This window comes from Chitinophagales bacterium (genome assembly GCA_019694975.1).
Taxonomy (GTDB): domain Bacteria; phylum Bacteroidota; class Bacteroidia; order Chitinophagales; family UBA10324; genus JACCZZ01.
The window spans coordinates 260,720-282,727 of sequence record JAIBAY010000003.1 but is presented as its reverse complement, the minus strand read 5'-3'; the positions used below and the strand labels follow the sequence as shown (position 1 = coordinate 282,727).

Genomic DNA, 22,008 nt, shown 5'->3' with positions numbered 1-22,008 from the left:
GTCTTCGTAACAGCATGAATCATATATGATGTTGATTTTCCTGCTGTAAGGGCGGAACATGAAAGGCTGCAGATACGGTGCATTGATAGTATTTTGTCACCTTGAAATAATAAATAGCAGGTCTTTCATCAACCTGTCTGCCTCATTTCGATTTGATGTGTTTTATATTAGCACTCCGAACTTTCAGCCGCCGCATTGCTAAACGGGAGAATCCGGTGTACATGAATCACAAAATTTATTTTGTCTGTCTGATGTTGTGGCTTTTGCCGCTGACTTCCCGCGCACAGGAGATTTCATTTTCCGCACCGCAAAAAGTTACTACAGGATATGCAAGGGTGGATGTATTGGGAAAAACACTGGAAGGCACCATCGTGCGCACCGTTGGCCGCAACACCGATGAGATGATGGCATTTTATGATAATATGCAGCTGCGTTGGAAAAAAAGTACGCCCAAGAAGGAAAAGAACAGTAAGCTGGAACAAATCGTCCTGTACAATGATTCTATCATTTTCTTTTATACCATCATTGTCAAAAATGTTACGCTGCTGAAAGCCTTCAGGTCAAATGTGAAACTTGAATCATCACAGCCGGCTATTATTATTGATACCATTAATAAAACACTGGTGAATGCGGCACCGGATCTGCGCTTCGCCTTTAATGCCGACAAATCAGCCATACTGATCTATTATGAAGATGCCGCATTCAACACTACCGACGTCCTGCATGCCCGTTGTGTTAACTATCATTTGCAAAGGAAATGGACTGCCAGTTGGAAAATAAAATCGATGGAGTCGCCGGTACTGATTGAGGCGGCTGTGGATACACAGGGAAATGCAGCCATAGTAGTGGGGGAAAACTATGCGAGAAACTATAACAACGACTTCATTTATTCCGGCCTGCATGTTTTTCGTATCAACGGCAATGGCCAGCAGTTGAAAGAATTCAGTTTCTTCGAGAAAAACCGTTACCTCACCACCTGCAAGGCGAAGATTGATCTTGTAACGGGCAACCTGCTGATGGCAGGCCTTTATGCAAGTAGCGCCGGCGTTGAATCGGAAGGCGCTTATTTTTTTATCTGTCAGGAGAATGATTCAGTGAAAACGATGCGGTTTGAACCGCACAATACCGATTTCATTTCACAGCTTACCGGCAATAACCCTCCCCGGAAAAACGACGGCTTCTTTGACTTTCAGCCGCGCGAATTGATCGTAACCCGCGACGGCGGTGCGCTCCTGATTACGGAGGCCATTTCTGTCTCATCAGAATCGTATAACAATTCCGGATATGGCAGCTTTGGCATCAGTTCCGGCTTCACGGTAAACTATTATCATTACGACGAATTGGCGGTTTTTTCTTTCAAAATCGATGGCACACTCAACTGGAAGCAGATACTCCATAAAAAACAGGCAACAGAAGGCGATGGCGGCTATTATTCATCATTCGCAACAATCATATCACCTTCTGTTCTGCATTTTATTTATAATGATGTGCAGAATGGACAAACCAGTGTGGGTGGTTATAATATTGATGCAAGCGGTAAACAACAGCATACCGAAGTTTTTAATGCCGACCGCAAGGGCGTCCTCATCATTCCGCAATCGGCCAGGCAGGTTGCACCTAATGAAGTGGTAGTACCAAGTTTAAAAAGAAATTACCTTCAGTTCGTTAAAATCGTCTTTTAAAATACCTCCCACTTGGTCAGCATCTTCCGTTCGTATCATCCCGCCGTCATCTTTATGTTGCTGCTGTACACGGTCATGCTCAGGATGGTACTGATCATTGAACCTGTGCTTTTCGAAGTGCCCGGAAATGCCAACCTCCTCAGCCGCTTTACCTATCAGGCCATTGCTGCCTTTGCTGTCAACCGCAACTTTATTTTCCATGTCATCAGCACACTGCTCGTATTTTTCCAGGCATTGTATTTTAATCACCTGGTGAATTATTACCGCATCCTGGCAAAGTCATCCTACCTTCCCGCATTCTCATTCATCCTGGTCTCGTCTCTTTTTGTCGAGTTTACGTTGCTGTCTTCAGCATTGATTGCTAATACGTTTTTACTGCTGGCGCTGGCTAAAATTTTTGCCTGGTACAAAAAGGAGAGAGTTACGGCGCCGGTTTTTGACACGGCATTCTTGATCGCTATAGCTTCCTTGTTCTTCTTCCCTTATGTTGTATTCTTTCTTTTTGTATTGGCTGCACTTATGGTTTTGAGACCATTTAGTATACGGGAATATCTCATTGCTGTTATTGGCCTTTTATTGCCCTACTATTTCATCGGTGTCTACTTTTTCTGGGTTGATCAGCTTCCTGAATTCCTTCATTCATTGGTTATTGCAGAATTGAAATTTAATGCGCAGGGGATGGCGCGGAATGCAAGAATACTGGCCATCGGTATTCCGGTTTTGGCAATCATTACCTGGAGTGCTTTCTATATCCAGGCTAATCTTTTCCGCATGGTGGTGCAGGTACGCAACTATCTCATTGTGGTAGTTTGGTTTTTTGTAGTGGGTGTGCTCTCTCTGCTGGTGCAGTTTCAGGGTGAATTATTTCATTTTGTATGGCTTACCATTCCCGCCGGGCTGGCATTTGCATTTTTCTTTGCAGAGTTCCGCCGGAAGGTTGTTGTTGAAGTCCTGCATTTATGCTTAATTTTGACCATTCTCTTTTTTCAGTTTTACTATCTATTTAATCACGCAATTTAATATACATGAAGTTTGGTGTCGTAGTTTTTCCGGGCTCCAATTGCGACCGCGATTTGATACACGTGCTGGAAAATGTTTTGCAACAGGAAGTGAAGGTGATATGGCACAAAGACAAATCGCTGCCTGACCTTGCCCTGAACGATTGTATTATGTTACCCGGTGGTTTTTCCTATGGTGATTACCTCCGTTCAGGTGCCATTGCCCGTTTCTCGCCGGTGATGAATGCCGTGGTGGAATTTGCCAATAGTGGCGGATTTGTCTGGGGCATCTGTAATGGCTTTCAGATACTTTGCGAAGCAGGCTTGCTTCCCGGGGCCTTGCTGCGTAACATCGGCCGCCAATTCATCTGTAAGAATGTATTCATCACTCCGGCGGTAACAGACACCGCGGTTACCAGTGCGCTGCAGACCGGAAGTGCCTATAAAATTCCTATCGCCCATGCGGAAGGGCGTTTTTATGCTGATCAGAAAACACTGGCCGGCCTACAGAAGAACAAACAGATTATTTTTCAGTATTGTGATGAAAACGGACAGGTGAATGATGCCGCCAATCCCAATGGCGCACTGTTAAATATTGCAGGAATATGCAACCAGGCAAGAAATGTCTTTGGCATGATGCCGCATCCTGAACGTGCATCGGAAGATATCCTTGGCAATACGGATGGAAGATTGCTGTTTGAGTCATTTATCCGTTTTGCGGATGCTGTGGAGGTGGATGTGATGGATAATCTTTTACGCTGAAATCTTGCAATGAAATGAGACATTGATGGCAGGAGGCGTTTTCCCATCAATAATTAATGAATAACCGATTTTTGCCCTAAACCTAAAATTGCTGTAATGAAAAGTTTGTTGTGGTTGTTGCTGATGGCCGGTATTGTTTTCAACAGCTATGCACAATACACCAATCCAAACGTACAATGGAGTTTTACAGTTAAAAAGGTCAGCAGTGATCAGTTCGATCTGCTCATTAACGCTAAAATTGACGCTGGCAATCATCTGTACAGCCAGTTTATTGCAGAAGACGGTCCTATACCAACCACCTTTTCTTTTGAAAAGTCAAAGGATTATGTTCTCGTGGGCAAGGTGAAGGAAACAGGCAACCGTAAAGAGGCAATCGAGCCATTGTTTGATAACATGAAGCTGATTTGGTTCGAAGACAATGCGGTATTCACCCAAAGGGTAAAAATTACCGCTCCGGAAGTTGTCGTGAAGGGATCGGTTAACTTCATGACCTGCGATGATAAATCCTGCGAACCTCCCACTGATCAGCCATTTGAGTTTAAACTATCCGGTATGCCGGCGCCTGATACTGCCGGAGCAACAGGCAGTGCAGCGAAGGAAGTTACTTCGCCGGATACTGCGCGCAGCGACATGCCAGGTGCAACTTCTGCAATAACCTCCGCTGCAGTAGCTGCTGTTGATTCTAGCCTTTCAGCTAATGCCGGCACAATAAATCCGGACGATGATGCAGAAGACGTAAGGATGATGAGTTACTGGCAGACATTCCTTGCCGGATTCGGCTATGGATTAATCGCATTGCTGATGCCTTGTGTCTGGCCGGTGATTCCGCTTACTATCAGTTTCTTTCTGAAACAAAACAAAAGCAGGAAGCAGGGTCGCATGAATGCATTCCTCTACGGCTTTTCCATCATTGTAATATTTGTATTGCTGGGTATCCTTGTTTCTTTGTTTACCAATGAGCAAAAACTCAATGAGCTGTCCACAGGCTGGTTTTTCAACATGCTCTTTTTCGTTCTGTTTTTCTTATTCGGTTTGTCATTCCTGGGCGTTTTTGAAATCAGGGTGCCATCCAGCTGGATCAATAAATCGGAGTCGCTGTCTGACAAAGGTGGATTGATTGGTATTTTCTTTATGGCATTCTCGCTGGTGCTGGTGTCATTTTCATGTACACTGCCATTTGTGGCTAACCTCATTTCCATTGTATCGAGGGATGGTGAATTTATGAAGCCCCTGATTGGCTTCACAGCATTTGGCCTTGCCTTAGGTTTGCCGTTTGGACTTTTTGCCTGGTTTCCGTCAGGTTTGAAAAAGCTACCAAAGTCAGGCGGCTGGATGAATACCATCAAGGTGTCATTTGGTTTTATTGAGCTGGCATTAAGTTTTATCTATCTCTCTAAAGTGGATATGGCTTACCACTGGAATCTGCTGTCGCGCGATATTTTCTTGTCCGTTTGGATCATCATTTTCCTCGTGCTCGGTATGTACCTGCTCGGCAAAATCCGGCTGGCGCTTGACGGGCAAGAAACACATATTTCCGTACCAAGGTTGCTCTTTGCCTTGTTAAGTCTTGCCTTTGCTTTATACATGGTGCCCGGGCTTTGGGGCGCTCCACTGAAACCGCTGAGCGGCTTCCTGCCAAATTATTCTGAGTTCAGTATTGATGCCTCATTAAACAGTCAGGCTGTATCGGAAACAGGCAATCAACCTCATACTGCCAAAAAATATGCTTCATTGTTCGAAGCCCCGCTGGGCCTCGACCTGTACTTTGAATATGATGAAGCACTTGCCAGGGCGAAGGAGTTGAAAAAGCCGCTGTTTGTGGATTTTACTGGTTGGGGCTGTGTCAACTGTCGCAAAATGGAAAAGACGGTATGGCCCGACCCTGAAGTACTTAAAAGACTGAAAAACGATTATGTCACCGTTTCGCTCTATGTAGATGATAAATTTGAATTACCCGAGGCACAGCAATACTTCTCTAAGGCGCTTGATAAACAAGTGGTTACCTTGGGAGACCGTAATTTCGACCTTCAATATTCAAATTATGGTATAGGCGCTCAGCCTTACTATGTATTACTTGATAATGAAGGCAAATTACTCACTTCACCACGCGCCTACACAGCCGATGTAGCAACTTATGTTAAATTCCTGGATGATGGAATCAGGGAATTCAGGACCCGCAATAATCTGCTGACATCAAGGTAAAAGAGGGTAAACCGAACAACCTGTTCTGCCTATTTTTTCTGTGACGATAAAAAACAGTTTCAGCCATACAACCTTTATTATAGCCGTTTCGTCTATTTCTCAATTTGGTTCGTCCAAATTAACACTTTCATGAAGTGGTGTTTATAATTCACAGTCAGAACAAACTTCAGTGAAGGTATTTTACATACATTTACGACCATCTTTTTTCATTCACCAAACTTAAACCCTATGACAAAAGCTATCCGCTTAATGCTTGCGATGCTTGTGTTAGTAATGACATGGCAAGCTTCTTTTGCGCAGAACCGGTTGATTACCGGAACTGTAAAGGACAATAACGGGGAAGCGATTATTGGTTCATCTGTTCTCGTGAAGGGATCTACCATAGGTACCTACACAGATGTAGATGGCAATTATTCGCTGTCCGTTCCTTCCAATGCCACAACCCTGGTATTCAAATACCTTGGTTACAAATCCAAGGAAGTTGGCATCGGCGCTTCCAATATTATGAATGTTGACCTCGAGGAAGACGTTCTTGGTTTGGAAGAGGTCGTGGTAACTGCCGTTGGTATCTCATCCGAAAAGAAATCGCTTGGTTATTCCGTTCAGGATGTAAGCGGTGCCAAACTGACGGAAGCCGGTGCCAACAATACGCTGTCGGCGTTGTCAGGCAAAGTTGCCGGTCTTCAGGTAATTAACTCTTCGGGAACTCCCGGAAGTTCTGTATTTCTGCAACTCCGCGGCGCCACTTCCATTACCGGCGATAATTCTCCGCTATTTGTAATTGACGGTATTCCGGTTGATAACGCTTACAATGCTTCCGGTAATCCGGACAATGAAGGCGCTCTGATCAACAATAACCTGCTGGAAAGTGTCAATAATTCCAACAGGGCTATTGACGTAAATCCCGATGATATTGCTTCCATCACAGTACTGAAAGGCCCTGCTGCTGCAGCTTTGTATGGCTTGCGGGCATCCAACGGTGCAATCATTATCACCACCAAAAGAGGGGGCGCAGAGGGAGCGGGTAAAGGATTACATGCCACTTTCAGCAGTACCTACACAATGGAGCAGGTGAATAAGGTGCCTGAACTTCAGAATAAATATGTAAAAGGTACCGGTGGCAATCTTAGAAATTATGAATCCACTACCTCCACTTCCTGGGGCGCTTTGGCAGACACACTTTTCTGGGATCCTACTCAACCAACAGCCTATAATCAATACGGACAATTGATTGGTCAGACAGCAGCGGCTAACAATACTTCTGCTATACCTTTTACGCCTTACGATAACGTTGATCAGTTCTACCGTACCGGCAGTACAATGGAAAATAACCTTTCATTGTCCGGCGGAGGTGACAAGGGCGGCTTCAGGGTTTCCTTCGGAAGCCTTAACCAAAAAGGCGTAGTGCCATTATCTGACTTCCAGCGCTACAGCGGAACCCTGTCTGGCGAAATGAAGATTTCTGAGAAATTTACCACTGCCGGTTCAATGACCTTTGTTAAATCCGGCGGTCGCAGGGTGCAGCAAGGATCTAACCTTTCTGGTCTGATGCTTGATCTGCTCCGTACTCCAATTTCCTTCGATAACTCCAACGGATCGGATGATCCGGCAGATCCATCAGCGTATATTTTAGATGACGGATCACAAAGAAACTATCGCGGCGGTGTGGGATACGATAATCCCTATTGGACGATCAATCAGAATCCGTTCAATGATGATGTTAACCGCATGTACGGATATGGTGAAGTAGGATATTCCCCATGGGCCTGGTTGAAAATCACGGAAAGAATGGGTATTGATTTCTATTCAGATCGCCGTAACCAGGTTTTTGCAATTAATTCCCGCGCTGTGCCGGATGGCCAGATTTATGAACGTGATTATTTCTATCGTCAGGTTAATAATGATCTGTTGGGAACAGCTTCCAAACAGTTTTCTGATAAGTTCAGCGGCTCACTCACACTCGGATTTAATGCGCTGAGTCAATACAAGCAGGATATTTATGTTCAGGGTGATAACCTGGTGATTCCCGATTTCTATAACTTCTCCAATGCTGCCAATGTACTCTCCCGTGAGTACGAGTCACGTTACAGGATTTATGGATTTTATGGATCACTGGATCTGGGCTATGCCAATAGCTTGTATCTTACCCTGACCGGCAGAAATGACCATTCATCTACACTGCCTTCGGATAATAATTCTTTCTTCTACCCTTCAGCATCACTTTCCTGGGTGTTTACCGAATCGCTTGGGCTGAGCAACAACAAGATATTCCCGTATGGAAAACTTCGTTTGTCAGTAGCACAGGTTGGACACGATGCACCATTGTACGCACTGGAAAATTATTATGCACAGACAACCGCAAACGATGGTTGGACAGCAGGTATTGCATTCCCATTGCCAGATGCTAACGGTAACTCTACCACAGCTTACTCTAATTCTGCTACATTGGGTAACCCTGCTTTGAAACCCGAAAAAGTAACTTCATTTGAAGTGGGTGCTGACCTGCGGTTTATCAATAACAGGATAGGTCTTGATGTTACTTATTACCAATCAAAATCAGTTGATCAGATCATTCCTGCACCTATCGCCGGCTCTACCGGTTATCAGCAGCAATACCTGAATTCCGGTTCTATCGAGAACAAAGGATTCGAAGTTGCACTCACGCTCACTCCGGTGAAAACCAAAGACTGGAGATGGGATATCGGTGCGAACTGGAGCACCAACAAAAGTGAAGTGCTTGAACTGGCAAATGGTGTAAATGAATTATTCCTCGGTGGTTTTGAAGGTTCCGCTATATACGCTATCGTTGGCGAACCGTACGGATCAATTTATGGTGGCCGTTGGTTGCGTGATGATAATGGTAATATCCTGATTGATGACGTTCAGTTCCTGTCAGATGGCAGTGAGAATCCTACCTATGGTTATCCGCTCCCCGATGCACAGGTTGGTGTTATCGGTGATGTGAATCCTGACTGGATTGCTGGTATCAGTACCAATGTAGCATGGAAAGGTCTCTCATTAAGTGTGTTAATGGATGTTCGGCAGGGTGGTGATATGTGGAACGGTACCCGCGGCGCACTGAATAACTTTGGTATGTCTGCTGAAACCGAATCCCGTGGTGAGATGACAGTTTTTGAAGGTGTACTTTCTGACGGTCAGGCCAACACTATTCAGGTGCCTCTTGACCAGGGATGGTATACAGGTCTTGGCAGCGGTTTTGGTCCGGTTACAGAGCAATTCATTGAGGATGGATCCTACATTAAACTGAGAGAAGTTGCACTCACCTATACAATAGCGCCTAAGGTATTGGAGAAAACGCCGATTGCTTCAATCGACGTTTCACTCGTTGGTCGCAACTTGTGGTTGTCAACTGATTACAAAGGTGTAGATCCTGAAACCAGTCTGACAGGTGCTAATCACAGCCAGGGAATGGATTATTTCAATATGCCGGGCGTTAGAAGCTTTGGCCTTAACCTGAGACTGACCCTGTAATCCACTCATTTCATCACTTAAATTTCTGAACAATGAGATACTATAAAATTTTCATAATTCTTCTGCTGGCAACTACAATCGTTGCTTCAGAGTCCTGCAAAAAAGGATTCCTGGAAGGAGTGAATGATAATCCAAATTCACCGTCTACCGTTATCCCCAGGGTGCTTCTACCGGGTGCTGAGGGAAACCTCGCATATGCACAGGGTGGTGATCTTTCGCGCTTTACCAGTATCATGACGCAATATGTTACAGGTGGAAGCCGTCAGTTCTTTTCTTATAATCAATATTCCTTTTCTGAGGAAGATTTTAATAATCTCTGGAATAACCTGTATGCTGCTACAATGTCAAACTTTCACAGCATCATAGCAATAAACGCTGCAGAAGGTACTGCCGGTCATTATGATGCCTATGATGCGGTTTCCCGTATCCTGATGGCCTATACGATTGGCATGTCAACGGATGTGTGGGGAGATGTTCCTTACACTAACGCTTTCCTTGGCAACACCAATCTTACGCCATCCTATGATTCACAGGAAGCTCTCTACGGTTCTGTTCAGCAATTGCTGGATGAGGCTATCAGTATCCTGGGCGATGCAGACTTGCTGGGCGATGACGTGGAAGCCCCGGGTACAGATGATTTTATCTACAATGGTGATCTTGATGCATGGGTTTCATTTGCACATGCTTTGAAAGCACGTTACTATCTGCACCTGACCAAGAAGGATGCGAATGCGGCTGCAAATGCTCTGGCTGAAATAAATGCCGGTGGTGCACTTGCTGATGCATTGTATCCTTTCTCATCAGCAGGACCTGGCCCGGCATATCAGTATATCGAACAGCGTGATGATATTATTTATGACGGAGCATGCCTGCAGCAGATGAGTGCTAAGGAAGATCCCCGTTATGGTGTCTACATTGATGTTAACGGCGATTATTGGGGTCCCGGTTACCTGGGTCCTTTCTTCGCTGCTGATAATTCACCTGTAATTCTGATGACAGAATTTGAACGCAAATTCATTGAGGCGGAAGCTAAATTACGCACCGGTGATAACGCTGGTGCACAAACCGCTTTCACGGAGGCTATTCAAAGCAGCATGGATTTCTATGGTGTTGCTGCCGAAGATGCCGCTACCTATATCGCTGCCAATGGAACTTTGTCGGGTGATATGAATGCAATGATTGCACATATCATTTATGAGAAATGGGTGGCTAATTTCCTCCATCCAGAATCATGGGTGGATTTGCGCCGTACCGGTACACCGGCACTTACACCGAATGCCGGCGCTGCAATACCAACCCGTTTCATTTACCCTACCAATGAGCGGTTGTATAACAGCAGTATTCCTGATGTGAATTCAACCATGTTCAGTCCTGAATTGTGGTGGAATCAATAGTTGACGGAATAAAATAATTGCAAAAAAACCTGCTTGTAACCAGGCAGGTTTTTTTGTTTTGCAGGGTTAAATCCGCTGATGAGAAGCGAATTTCAGCAACAGTCTTTGATACCATCAACCGGCAAAGTAACATACAGGCGGTTCAGACAGGCAGGATGATACCACAAGCGTCAGCATATATATAGCAAATAGTAAACAATAAAATGATACCCTGGTAAATATGAACCTTGCGATTGATTTTGGCAATACACTGGTGAAAGCGGCAGTATTTGAAATGGGTGATATGATTCACTTTGAATCACATGCAAATTTTTCAATCCGTAAGTTGCAGGTGCTCCTCAAAAAATTTAAGATCCGCGGTGCTATCGTATCTTCCGTGGTAAATGACTCAGGTCCTGTAGAAGCCTATCTTAAAAAGTCATATCACTTTGTTAAACTTAACCCATCTACTGTGCTGCCCATCAGCAATCAGTACGAAACACCGGGAAGCCTTGGCATGGACCGGCTGGCCGGTATGGCGGGTGCCAACTTAATTCTCCCGGGCAAGCACGTGCTGGTCATCAATGCCGGCACATGTATTACATATGACGTGATAACGGCGCATGCGGCTTATTATGGTGGCAGTATTTCACCGGGGCTGGAAATGAGGTTGAAAGCGCTGCATACTTTTACCGACAGGTTGCCGTTAGTGCGCAAGCAGTTTTCACATGATTTATTCGGTAAAAGCACTTCGACTGCAATATTAACCGGTGTGGTACAGGGTGCTTACTATGAAATGATGGGATTTATTGCTGCCTATAAGAAAACGTACAAAGGTATCAGGGTTGTACTCACGGGAGGTGATGCACCTATATTTGAAACGATGTCTAAAAGTAAGATATTTGCCGTCCCCAACCTGGTGCTTTATGGCCTTAACAAAATACTTGCCCTGAATGAACCTGATTAAGAAGCCGGTTCTTTTATGGTTGGCGATCTCAGCTTTTCCCGTGCTTTTATTTGCGCAGAATCTGCCCTATTCGAAATATGGATTGGGTAGCTTGTACGACCCTGAATTTACCAACCTGCGGGCCTGGGGTGGATTGTCTGCAGCATATCACAGTCCTTTCAGTATTAACTTTGCTAATCCGGCTTCCTATAGTGATATTAAACTGGCCACATTGGATGCTGCAGCTTTTGTAAGCCTGCTGCGGCTGAATACGGTTGACACGGCAGTTTCATTTGCCGATGGCAGTGTGGCAAACCTGGCAATGGGTTTTCCATTAATAAAAAACAAAGCAGGTATCAGTATCGGCATCAGCCCTTACAGCAGGGTCAGTTATTCCATCACGCAGGAGAATGACAGCAGTGAAGCGTTTGGAAGGTCATTTAATCTTTTTCAGGGTGATGGCGGTTTATACAGGTTTTACCTGGGAGGTGGTTACAAGTATAAATCCCTGTCTTTTGGTATCAATGCTTCTTACCTCTTTGGTACCATCGATTACACTGATATCCTTGCTTTTCCTGAAACACTTAACGCATTCAATACCCGCAGGCAGGAATTCCGGAAACTGGGCGATTTTCTTTTTGATGGCGGCGTTCAGTACAGGATTGGTTTTGGAAAGGAGAAGCTTTACTTTCTTGACCTGGGAATTGCCGGAAATTTGCAAACTGATATCAGGGCCAGGCGGGATCTTATCTATGATCGTTTCACCTACACTGATGATGCAGGAAACAGCATCACTTCCGTAAATCCGCTTGACACTATTTACAGCGCCCTCGACGAAAAGGGAGAAGTAACGATTCCCGGCGCTTTCTCTGCCGGTGCCATATTCTCAAAGCAGTATCACTATTCCATAGGTGCAAATTTTAAGTACACGATGTGGAGTGATTTTAAATCGTTCGGAGAAACAGATGAGACATCCGATACCTGGAAGTTCAGTGTTGGCAGTGAATTCATCCCGGACTATAAATCGTATCAGCAATATTGGAAAGTTATTGCTTATCGGGCAGGTATTTCTTATGGTCAGAATTATGTAGATATCAACGATAATAAGATCCGTCAGTTCACGGCTTCTGCCGGTGCCGGATTACCCCTACGCCGTTCCTTTTCGCAAGTCTCGCTGGCAATAGAATGGCAGCATATCGGTTTCCTCGAAGATAATCCGGTTGCAGCCTCGCTGTTTCGTTTTACCGCAGGGTTTACCTTTAATGATAAGTGGTTTCAGAAGAGAAAGTTTGACTGATGACTTCCCCGGTCGATACCACAAAAGTTCAAATATCTTTCTGTTACTCTCAGGTAAACTTGCTCTTCGAAGTTGTACCTTTCATTTAAATAGCAGTCTATGCTTCGTGTTGTTTCAACACAACTCATTTTGTTACTCATTGCCTGTTTCGCTGATTATTCTTGCGAAAATGATATGAAGGAGGTTAACCAGCTGACTTCACCCTATGAAGCATCATCAGAATCAGGAAAAGATATTGAAGTGCTGTACAGCAATCTTGGACATATCAAGGCAAAACTGACGGCGCCAACCATGCTTAGGTTTCGTGTAAAAGAACCTTATACAGAATTACCGGACGGACTGAAGGTTCTTTTTTATAATGAAGAGGCAAAAGTGGAAAGTCAGCTCACTGCCGGCTATGGAATTTCCTATGAAAAATCAGATGAGATGAAGGTGCGTAACAACGTGGAAGCCATCAGTGTGAAAGGAGACAAACTGAATACAGAGGAACTGATCTGGAACCAAAAATCTCAGCGAATTTCATCTGACAAATTTGTCAAGATCACCACGCGTGATGAAATTATTTTTGGAGACGGATTTGAGTCCAACCAGGATTTAAGCAACTATAAGATCAGAAAAATCAGGGGTACTATCAGGCTGCAGGATAGTGCAGTCCCGCAATAATCTTTTCTTCCTGCCAAAGATTTTCAAACTGATGTTAGCCGCAGTTTGTCCTAACCCTTATTTCTTCATTGAAAGATCGCATGGCTAAAACTTGGCAATTTGATGTAGTTGATCATCCCTGATAATTAAGCATATCATCCGGCTATTCAAGCAACTTGGTACCGTAGATCATTCGCAATACAGATTTGAAGAAGAAAAATAGAATGAATACCGGCAATACCTGCAGCTATACGTGCGGGCTTTTGTAGCAGACACGATCACGCGTCATCTTGAACGAAAATATTATCCAATCAGATTTATACGGACGGCAATGCATAAAATCAGCGGATTGTATGTCTTGTAAATGCATAGACTTCAGCCATAACGGATTGCCGCCGGTTTCATTTGGATTTTCGCCCTCAAACCCCTTATTTTGCAGTCCTTTAAAAATAGGATTTTCAGGAATGGCACTTATTGGAAGTATCAGGAACAAACTGGGACCAATCATAGCGATTGTAATAGGGTTAGCGCTTGCAGTATTTGTGTTGGAAACAGCGCTTAATTCCAACTCATCATTATTGAAAGGAAGTCGAGATGTGGTTGGTGTAATTGACGGACAAAAAATCCATTACCAGGAGTTTGCCAATAAAGTGGAAGAAGGCATCGCTAACTATAAGCTGCAAACCAATCAGCCGAATATTGATGATAATACGATGTTTTCGCTTCGCGAACAAACCTGGAATCAACTTATTAATGAACAGGTTAATGGCGCTGAATACCGCAAACTGGGCCTTGGTGTTTCGCAGGATGAGCTCAAGGATATGTTTTTTGGCAACGATCCTGTTCCTGAAATCAAACAGGCATTTACTAATCCGCAGACAGGAATTTTCGACCCTGCTGCGGTAAGAAACTATGTGCAGAATCTCGACCAGACTGCGGAAGGTGAGCAGGAAGGTGAACGCCGGGCAAGGTGGGTTGCCTTTGAAAAAGCACAAAAGGAAAACCGTATTCAGACCAAATATCAAAACCTGATAGCCAAAGCCATTTATATTCCCAAATGGCTGGCGGAAGCTGATTACAACGAGAAGAACACACGCGCCGCTGTGCAGTTTGTGATGATTCCTTATGCCACCATCGTTGATTCAACTGTGAAGGTTACAGATGATGAGTTGCAGGCTTACCTCAATAAGAACAAAGAAAGATTCAAACAAGATGAAAGCCGGCAGATTGAATATGTGAATTTTCCGGTGGTGCCGTCAAAGGATGATACGGCACGCGTGATGAAGGATATTAATGAGATTTATGCCAGCCTGGCTGCTGCACCCGGTGATACCAACCTGCTGAAGCTGAATGCCGACAACGGGCTGGATAAGTTTTACTATGCACAGGAGAAGGTTACTTCCGTATATGCTATGGATACCTTGTTTAAAGTGCCGGTGGGAACATTGATCGGGCCATACTTTGAAAACAGTGCATATCGGATTGCGAAATTGGTCGACAGGCGTCCGGTAGCGGATTCAGTAAAAGCACGGCACATCCTGGTAAGAGTTGAACAGGGTGCTGATACTGCCGTGGCAAGAAAGAAAATTGACAGCATCTATGCTGCTTTGCAGAGTGGTAGTTCTTTTGACTCACTGGCTGCTAAATTCAGCGAAGACCAGGGCTCTGCTCCAAATGGTGGTGAACTGGGCATGATTGCACAGGGTAAAACGGTGAAGGCTTTCAATGATTTTCTTTTTTTACAGGGGCAGCAGGGAGCATCAAAGATTGTGAGAACTGAATTCGGATACCATATTGTACAGATTGAAGAATTGAGAAATGTACGGCCCGCCGTTCAGGTGGATTTCATTACCCGCCCGCTGGAAGCAAGTTCTGCTACTGATAAAATGATCTTTGACAGAGCTACTGTATTCGCCAGTGCCAACCAAACTAAAGATTTGTTTGAAAAGTCCGCTGAAGAGCAGCTTTTGAATAAACAAGTTGCGCCTTCCATTCAGAAGAATGCCTTTCAATTGCCGGGTCTCAGCGCTGCCAGAGAGGTTATTAAATGGGCGTATCAGGCTGCGCTGAATGAAGTATCACCTGTTTTTACACTTGATAACAGCTACGTGGTTGCTGTTCTTACAGGCATAAAGGAGGAAGGAACAATGAAGTTGGAAGATGCACGTCCTCAATTGGAGATGGCGGTGCGCAAAGAGAAAAAGGCAGCGGAGATAAGCACACGACTATCTGCAGCCAATGCACTGAATGCCACACTGGAATCTATTGCCGCAAAAGAAAACCAGGTGCCCAAGAATTCAGCCAATGTTCTGTTTTCAAATGCTTATGCTGAAAACCTCGGTTATGAACCTAAAGTGATCGGTACTATTTTTTCCCTGAAAGAAAACACCATTTCCGGACCTATTCCGGGTGAGCAGGGCGTTTTTGTGGTTAAAGTGGAAACACTTACCAAACCGGAACCGGTGGCAGACTATAATTCATTCAAGCAACAGTTGCTCAGCACTATTCAGCCCCGCATTCAATATGGTGTGTCTGAAGCACTTAAGAAATCTGTAGAGATTGATGATGAGCGCTATAAGTTCTTTTAGTTCCTCCATCTGACGCATGATGGCTGGGTAGTCGAAGTAAATGAACTATCCCGGGTGTTTTTGTTGTTGCTGGTCTTAACTTTGCACAACTATGGAATCAACCGAAAAACTGGTAAACCGTGTGGCTGACAGCGGACTTATTACGCTGGATCTGGAAGAGTATTTTCCGCAACAGCCTAAAGAGGCCTTCGATCTGAAGGACTTCCTTTTTATGGGACTTATTCTCAAAGAAAAGGACTATCGAGAAGCTTTGAAGTCATTTGACTGGGGAAAGTACAGAGGTAAAAATGTTGCTGTTTTCTGTTCGGCAGACGCCATTATTCCGGTGTGGGCTTATATGTTAGCCGGCGTGTATCTTGAACCGCTGGCTAATAGATTTTATTTCTGCTCAGTCGAAGAAATGGAATCAAAAATTTATGAAGAAACTATCGCTGGATTGGATGTGGAAGTGTTTAAGGATCAGCGTGTTATAATAAAAGGCTGCAGCGATAAACCGGTGCCTGTCTCCGCATACCTGGCAATCACCCGGAAGCTTAGGCCTGTGGCAAGAAGTTTGATGTATGGCGAAGCATGTTCAAACGTACCGCTTTACAAGCAAAAATCAGGTCCAATCCCTTCATAATGAAGCTCGAACGCATCTTAAAGCGAGTGGCCCAGGTGTTGACTTTAATCACTGTGGGACTGGGCATTTTTTTTACCCTCGGATCCCAGAAAATTGAGAATGCGCCCGATGATATTAAGTACCGGTATGAGGAAGTCAGGTCACCCTTTGATAATAAAATTTATCCGCTCAAGGTACCGGAACAAATGGACTTTGCCGGCGAGCCGGTTCCGTTAACAGATGAAGATATCCGGGAGCGGATTGACCGTGAGTTGCTGGTGAATATGTACTGGCATTCTCAAACGCTTTATATCATGAAGCAGTTTAACCAGGTCATCCAAATCATTGAACCAATCCTGGAAAAGAATGGAGTACCACATGATTTTGTTTATTTATGTGTTGCGGAAAGCGGGTTGCAGTATAATGCCACTTCGCCGAGTGGTGCTGTCGGGTTATGGCAATTTATGAAGCCAACAGGATTGAAGTACAACCTGACCATTAATGATGAAGTGGATGAGAGAATGAACTACGAGAAATCAACAGAAGCAGCCTGTAAATATCTGCTTGAAGCCAAAGCAAAGTTTGGTAACTGGACCATGGCCGCCGCTTCTTTCAATATGGGTATCGACGGGTTGGCCGGTATCTCAGAAAAGCAAGACTCAAAGAACTATTACGATCTCTATCTAAATCGCGAAACAGGCAGATATATCTATAGGATTCTTGCCATGAAGGAAGTACTGAGTAATCCAAGAAAGTATGGTTTTTTTCTCGAGTCAGATGACCTTTATGCTCCCTATTCGTATAGGACTGTTCCGGTAGACAGTTCCATTAAGAATCTGACTGCATTTGCCAAAGAACAGGGGACCAATTACAAAATGCTCCGATTGATGAATCCCTGGCTGATTGGCTACACTCTTACCAATAAGGAAGGCCGGCGTTATGACCTGAAGATTCCTGAAATTAATTAGAAGCTATCTCAAAGTAAGTGGCGTCATCCTCAACTTGTTACAGGATCTTTTCAATTCATTGACAGATGCCGGAAAAAATGCGGCATGGCCGCATTGATTGCCAGTTTTAAGATAGCTTCCAGGGAGTTTTCACTCTTTGTACTGGTTGCAACTTTATTATTTTGCATGCTTACATGATCTTGCCTGTGAAATCATTACACGCCTGTGTAAAGTTTCTGTTCATCCGGCTTTTGTAATCAGTTTCATTACCATAATTTTCTGCTTCCGAATTGTACTTTGTCATGAAGCTGAAAAATCATTTTCAGGAAGCTGAAACGGAAGCAGGCTGCGATGAAGCTGGTCGCGGTTGCTTAGCCGGGCCGGTTTTCGCTGCTGCAGTTATTCTGCCGGCCGGGTTTTATCATCCCTGGTTGAATGATTCAAAGCAGATGAGTGAAGAACGCAGGTATGCCCTGCGTCCGGTTATAGAACAAGAGGCAATAGCCTTCGCTGTTGCTCATACCTCACCTTTGATAATTGACAGAATAAATATCCTTCGGGCTTCCATTCTCGCTATGCATAAAGCGCTGTCACTTCTTGAAACACAACCTTCACTGATACTGATAGACGGTAACCGATTTAGGAAATACCGGCAGATACCTCATCATTGTATCATAAAAGGGGATAGCATTTATTCCGCTATTGCAGCGGCATCCGTACTTGCCAAAACTTATCGTGATGATTATATGATCAGGCTGCATGAAAAATATCCTCATTACGGATGGGATCAAAACAAGGGTTATCCAACTTTCTCTCATCGCGAAGCCATAGCCGCGCATGGTACAACTGTTCATCACCGGCAATCCTTCAGGATGCAGAAGCCGCAGGCAAGGCAGACCGTATTGTTTATGCCGGATCCGCAGGCCTGATTTAACCGGCGTTTATTGTTCTGTTTATTTGCATAATGCCTGCTTCTCAATGATGCAATTTTGTGCTGCTGTGTTCCAAAACAGCACCCGTTTACGGCTACAGAAAACCAAGGACAGTTTTCCATCAGTTATTGTTACTGTTATAATGAATTTCAATAATCGTAAATTGAAAACTTTCCGGGCAGTTGGGTTTCATGGAAAACGCATGCAGGAAACCAGCCATGCAGATGATCAGGGAAATTGGCCAGGAGATGCTAATCTGATTGACACATTGATGTGTTCTTGATTGGATTATTCGGCTTATACGTTAATTGGTATTGAGATTTAGCAATAAGTATGACCAGGATTAATTTTGATATACCGGGATTGAATAGTGAACAAATAGCTCAGGCCCGGGAAAAGCATGGCACTAACAGCTTATACTTTAAAAGGGAGAGCGTTTGGCTGCATGCCTTTAAGAGCCTGGTGAGGGAACCGATGGTGATCCTGCTCTTGCTGGCATCGGGTATCTACTTCATCAGTAGCAATACGGGAGATGGAATTTTCCTGGCTGCTGCTATTGTGTTGGTAGCTACTATATCACTATATCAGGATTCCAGAAGCAGGAGAGCATTGCATAAACTAAAAAGTTTCACGGCGCCTGTGTGCAGGGTGATAAGGAACGCCGCCGTTGAAGAGATAAAAGCAGAAGAACTGGTTATTGGTGACTGCATGATGGTGGAGGAGGGAACAGCAGTGCCGGCAGATGGTATCATCATTCATTCCAACGATTTTTCGGTGAATGAGTCTGTTCTGACAGGTGAATCAATGCCGGTATATAAGGACCATTCGACGGATGATCATTTTGTTTACCGTGGTACCACCGTTTCTTCCGGCCTTGCCATCGCCACGGTTACAGCAATCGGAAATGAAACGAGGCTGGGAAAAATAGGGAAGAGTGTTGAGTCTATCAAGGCAGAACAGACACCGCTTGAATTCCAGATCGGAAATTTTGTAAAGAAAATGGTGATAGCAGGCACTATTGTGTTCCTGGTTGTCTGGGCGATCAACTTTTTTAATACCCAAAATATCATTGAAAGCCTGCTGCGGGCACTCACGCTGGCCATGAGTATTCTTCCCGAAGAAATACCGGTGGCATTCACCACTTTTATGGCATTGGGTGCATGGCGGTTGATGAAAATGGGTATTGTAGTAAAGCAGATGAAAACAGTGGAAACGCTTGGAAGCGCGACGGTGATCTGCACTGATAAAACGGGCACCATCACAGAAAACCGAATGAGCCTGGCGAAAATATTTTCTTTAGCAGGGGGAAAAATATCTGCACCGGACAAAATCACTGATGAACATGATAAGCAACTTATCAGGCTGGCTATGTGGGCAAGCGAACCAATACCTTTTGATCCAATGGAGGTGGCATTACATGATGCGTATCTGAAAACTGTTACCCTTGATGAACGCCCGACTTACAGGTTGCGCCATGAATATCCGCTTTCCGGTGTCCCGCCGATGATGACTCATCTTTTTGAAGATGAACAGGGCAACAGGATCATTGCCGCAAAGGGTGCACCTGAAGCCATCTTTAAGGTTTCCGGTTTGCCTGATTCCCTTTTGAATGAAGTGACGGCAGCATTGAGCAGTATGACGGCAAACGGATACCGTGTTTTAGGAGTAGCGGAAGCGCAATTTTCAGGTGATCAATTCCCGCAGACACAGCAGGAATTTAAATTCCAGTTTAAAGGCCTTATTGCCTTCTATGATCCACCCCGAGAAATGATGGATAGCGTCATCAAAGATTTCTATGCTGCCGGTATCCGTGTCAAGATCCTTACCGGTGACAATGCCGCCACTACGATGTCTATTGCCAGGCAAATCGGGCTGGCAGGCTGCGAGGCAAGCCTGAATGGTGAGGAATTGATGAAAATGAAGGATCATGAAATGATGGAAGCGATCAGTCGTATCAGCATATTTACGCGTATGTTCCCGGATGCGAAGCTGAAAGTGATTACCGCATTGAAGGCCAGCCATGAAATAGTGGCCATGACAGGTGATGGTGTGAATGATGGACCTGCCTTAAAAGCTGCACACATCGGAATAGCCATGGGAAGGAGAGGAGCTGAACTGGCGAAGGAGACAGCATCATTGGTTTTGATGGAAGATGACCTGTCGAAGATGGTAGATGCAGTGGCTATGGGCAGGAGAATCTACAGCAACCTCAAAAAGGCGATACAATACATCATTTCTATTCACATTCCCATCATACTTACAGTTTTCATACCATTGGCCTTGGGATGGAAGTTTCCCAATATCTTTTCCCCAATCCATATCATCTTCATGGAGTTGATTATGGGGCCAACCTGTTCTATAATTTATGAGAATGAGCCGATAGAGAAAAACCTGATGCTGCAGAAGCCACGGTCTTTCACCACCACATTTTTCAACTGGTCGGAACTGGCTACCAGTATTCTGCAGGGGTTAATCATAACAGCCGGCACATTAATAGTATATCAGCTGGCAGTTTACCATGGATATAGTGAAGCACTCACAAGAAGCATGGTCTTCACTGCACTGATTACCGCTAATATCTTTCTTACACTGGTAAACCGTTCGTTTTATTACTCGATGATAACCACGCTGCAGTATCGCAACCACCTCGTCTTGCTCATCACTTTTGTCACAACATTGATAGCTGGCCTGCTGCTCGGTGTCAAGCCGTTGTCAGATTTCTTCGGTTTCGAATGGCCCGGTACCAACCTGCTGATCATGAGTGCCGGAGTTGGGTTCCTGTCGGTTACCTGGTTCGAGTTGGTAAAATGGGGAAAGCGCATAAGGCAAAAGAGGCAGTATAGTTTGCCATGACTGGTTGATTCACGACACCGCAACAATCTTCCCGTCTTCCATTTCAATAATACGGTTTGTCCGTTGCGCAAACTCAATGTCATGTGTTACAATGAGCATTGATTGGTTGTAATTTTCCGATAGTTCCCTAAAAATATTAAATACAATTTCACTGTTCGTTTTATCGAGGTTACCTGTCGGTTCATCGCCCATAATTATGACAGGATCATTGATCAGTGCGCGGGCTATAGCCACACGTTGCTTCTGACCGCCTGAAAGCTGATTAGGTTTTTTATGCGCTTCCTGCTCAATGCCGAGTATCCTGAGTTTTTCATAGGCCATTTGTTCAATTTGCTCTTCAGGGAATTTCCCGAGCTTCATGCCGGGCAGCATTACATTTTTCAGAACGGAAAATTCATTCAGCAAATAATGAAACTGAAACACAAAGCCGATCTTTTCATTTCGAACACGCGCCAATGCTGATTCTTTCAGGTTTCTCATATTGTTGCCTTCGATAAACAGCTCACCTTCAAAATCGGTGTCCATGGTGGAAATGATATACAGTAGTGTCGATTTCCCGCAACCCGATTTGCCGGTGATGGATACAAATTCGCCTGGCTTAACAGAAAAGCTGACATCACGAAGCACCTGCATTTTCACAGGATCATGAAAATATTTCGAAACCCGGTTTACTTCCAGTATGTGCTGCGCCAT

The 22,008-nt window shown here is 44.5% G+C and carries 15 protein-coding genes; 14 read left to right on the top strand and 1 reads right to left on the bottom strand.

Translation table 11 applies throughout. The features are described from left to right. The first annotated feature begins 221 nt into the window (after positions 1 to 221). The 14 genes from K1X61_07645 (at position 222) to K1X61_07580 (ending at position 21,315) form a co-directional block, all read left to right on the top strand. Entirely contained in the window at positions 222 to 1,682 is a 1,461-nt protein-coding gene (locus K1X61_07645; protein MBX7108502.1) for a hypothetical protein, read from the top strand. Between the two features lie 12 nt (positions 1,683 to 1,694). After that, positions 1,695 to 2,702, top strand: coding sequence for a hypothetical protein (locus K1X61_07640; protein MBX7108501.1), 1,008 nt, complete (start codon positions 1,695 to 1,697; stop codon positions 2,700 to 2,702). Positions 2,703 to 2,707: 5 nt separating this feature from the next. Beyond that, a complete protein-coding gene (gene purQ / locus K1X61_07635; protein MBX7108500.1) occupies positions 2,708 to 3,442 on the top strand; it encodes a phosphoribosylformylglycinamidine synthase subunit PurQ in 735 nt (244 codons plus the stop codon). 96 nt (positions 3,443 to 3,538) lie between these two features. After that, entirely contained in the window at positions 3,539 to 5,644 is a 2,106-nt protein-coding gene (locus tag K1X61_07630; GenBank protein MBX7108499.1) for a thioredoxin family protein, read from the top strand. A 228-nt stretch (positions 5,645 to 5,872) separates the two neighbouring features. Continuing rightward, on the top strand, positions 5,873 to 9,136 hold the full coding sequence (locus K1X61_07625; GenBank protein ID MBX7108498.1) for a SusC/RagA family TonB-linked outer membrane protein: 3,264 nt from the start codon (positions 5,873 to 5,875) through the stop codon (positions 9,134 to 9,136). A gap of 32 nt (positions 9,137 to 9,168) precedes the next feature. Next, positions 9,169 to 10,530 (top strand): SusD/RagB family nutrient-binding outer membrane lipoprotein, encoded by a 1,362-nt coding sequence (locus tag K1X61_07620; protein ID MBX7108497.1) that lies wholly within the window; start codon positions 9,169 to 9,171, stop codon positions 10,528 to 10,530. A gap of 220 nt (positions 10,531 to 10,750) precedes the next feature. Further along, positions 10,751 to 11,476 carry a type III pantothenate kinase gene (locus K1X61_07615; GenBank protein ID MBX7108496.1) on the top strand — a complete coding sequence of 242 codons (726 nt, stop codon included), beginning with the start codon at positions 10,751 to 10,753 and terminating at the stop codon, positions 11,474 to 11,476. After that, entirely contained in the window at positions 11,463 to 12,752 is a 1,290-nt protein-coding gene (locus K1X61_07610; GenBank protein MBX7108495.1) for a hypothetical protein, read from the top strand. The genes K1X61_07615 and K1X61_07610 overlap by 14 nt, the downstream gene beginning before the upstream one ends. A 99-nt stretch (positions 12,753 to 12,851) precedes the next feature. Further along, positions 12,852 to 13,415 carry an LPS export ABC transporter periplasmic protein LptC gene (gene lptC, locus K1X61_07605; protein MBX7108494.1) on the top strand — a complete coding sequence of 188 codons (564 nt, stop codon included), beginning with the start codon at positions 12,852 to 12,854 and terminating at the stop codon, positions 13,413 to 13,415. Positions 13,416 to 13,858: 443 nt separating this feature from the next. Beyond that, a complete protein-coding gene (locus K1X61_07600; protein MBX7108493.1) occupies positions 13,859 to 15,982 on the top strand; it encodes a SurA N-terminal domain-containing protein in 2,124 nt (707 codons plus the stop codon). A 91-nt stretch (positions 15,983 to 16,073) separates the two neighbouring features. Then, positions 16,074 to 16,604: a DUF2480 family protein gene (locus tag K1X61_07595; GenBank protein MBX7108492.1), complete on the top strand. Its 531-nt coding sequence runs from the start codon at positions 16,074 to 16,076 to the stop codon at positions 16,602 to 16,604. Continuing rightward, positions 16,604 to 17,551: a lytic transglycosylase domain-containing protein gene (locus K1X61_07590; protein ID MBX7108491.1), complete on the top strand. Its 948-nt coding sequence runs from the start codon at positions 16,604 to 16,606 to the stop codon at positions 17,549 to 17,551. Before K1X61_07595 ends, K1X61_07590 begins: the two co-directional genes overlap by 1 nt. 281 nt (positions 17,552 to 17,832) lie before the next feature. Next, positions 17,833 to 18,459, top strand: a complete 627-nt coding sequence (locus tag K1X61_07585) for a ribonuclease HII (protein ID MBX7108490.1) — start codon at positions 17,833 to 17,835, stop codon at positions 18,457 to 18,459. 336 nt (positions 18,460 to 18,795) lie between these two features. Then, on the top strand, positions 18,796 to 21,315 hold the full coding sequence (locus K1X61_07580) for a cation-translocating P-type ATPase (protein ID MBX7108489.1): 2,520 nt from the start codon (positions 18,796 to 18,798) through the stop codon (positions 21,313 to 21,315). 9 nt (positions 21,316 to 21,324) lie between these two features. Here K1X61_07580 and K1X61_07575 read toward each other — a convergent pair whose 3' ends face one another. After that, positions 21,325 to 22,008 carry an ABC transporter ATP-binding protein gene (locus K1X61_07575; protein MBX7108488.1) on the bottom strand — a complete coding sequence of 228 codons (684 nt, stop codon included), beginning with the start codon at positions 22,006 to 22,008 and terminating at the stop codon, positions 21,325 to 21,327.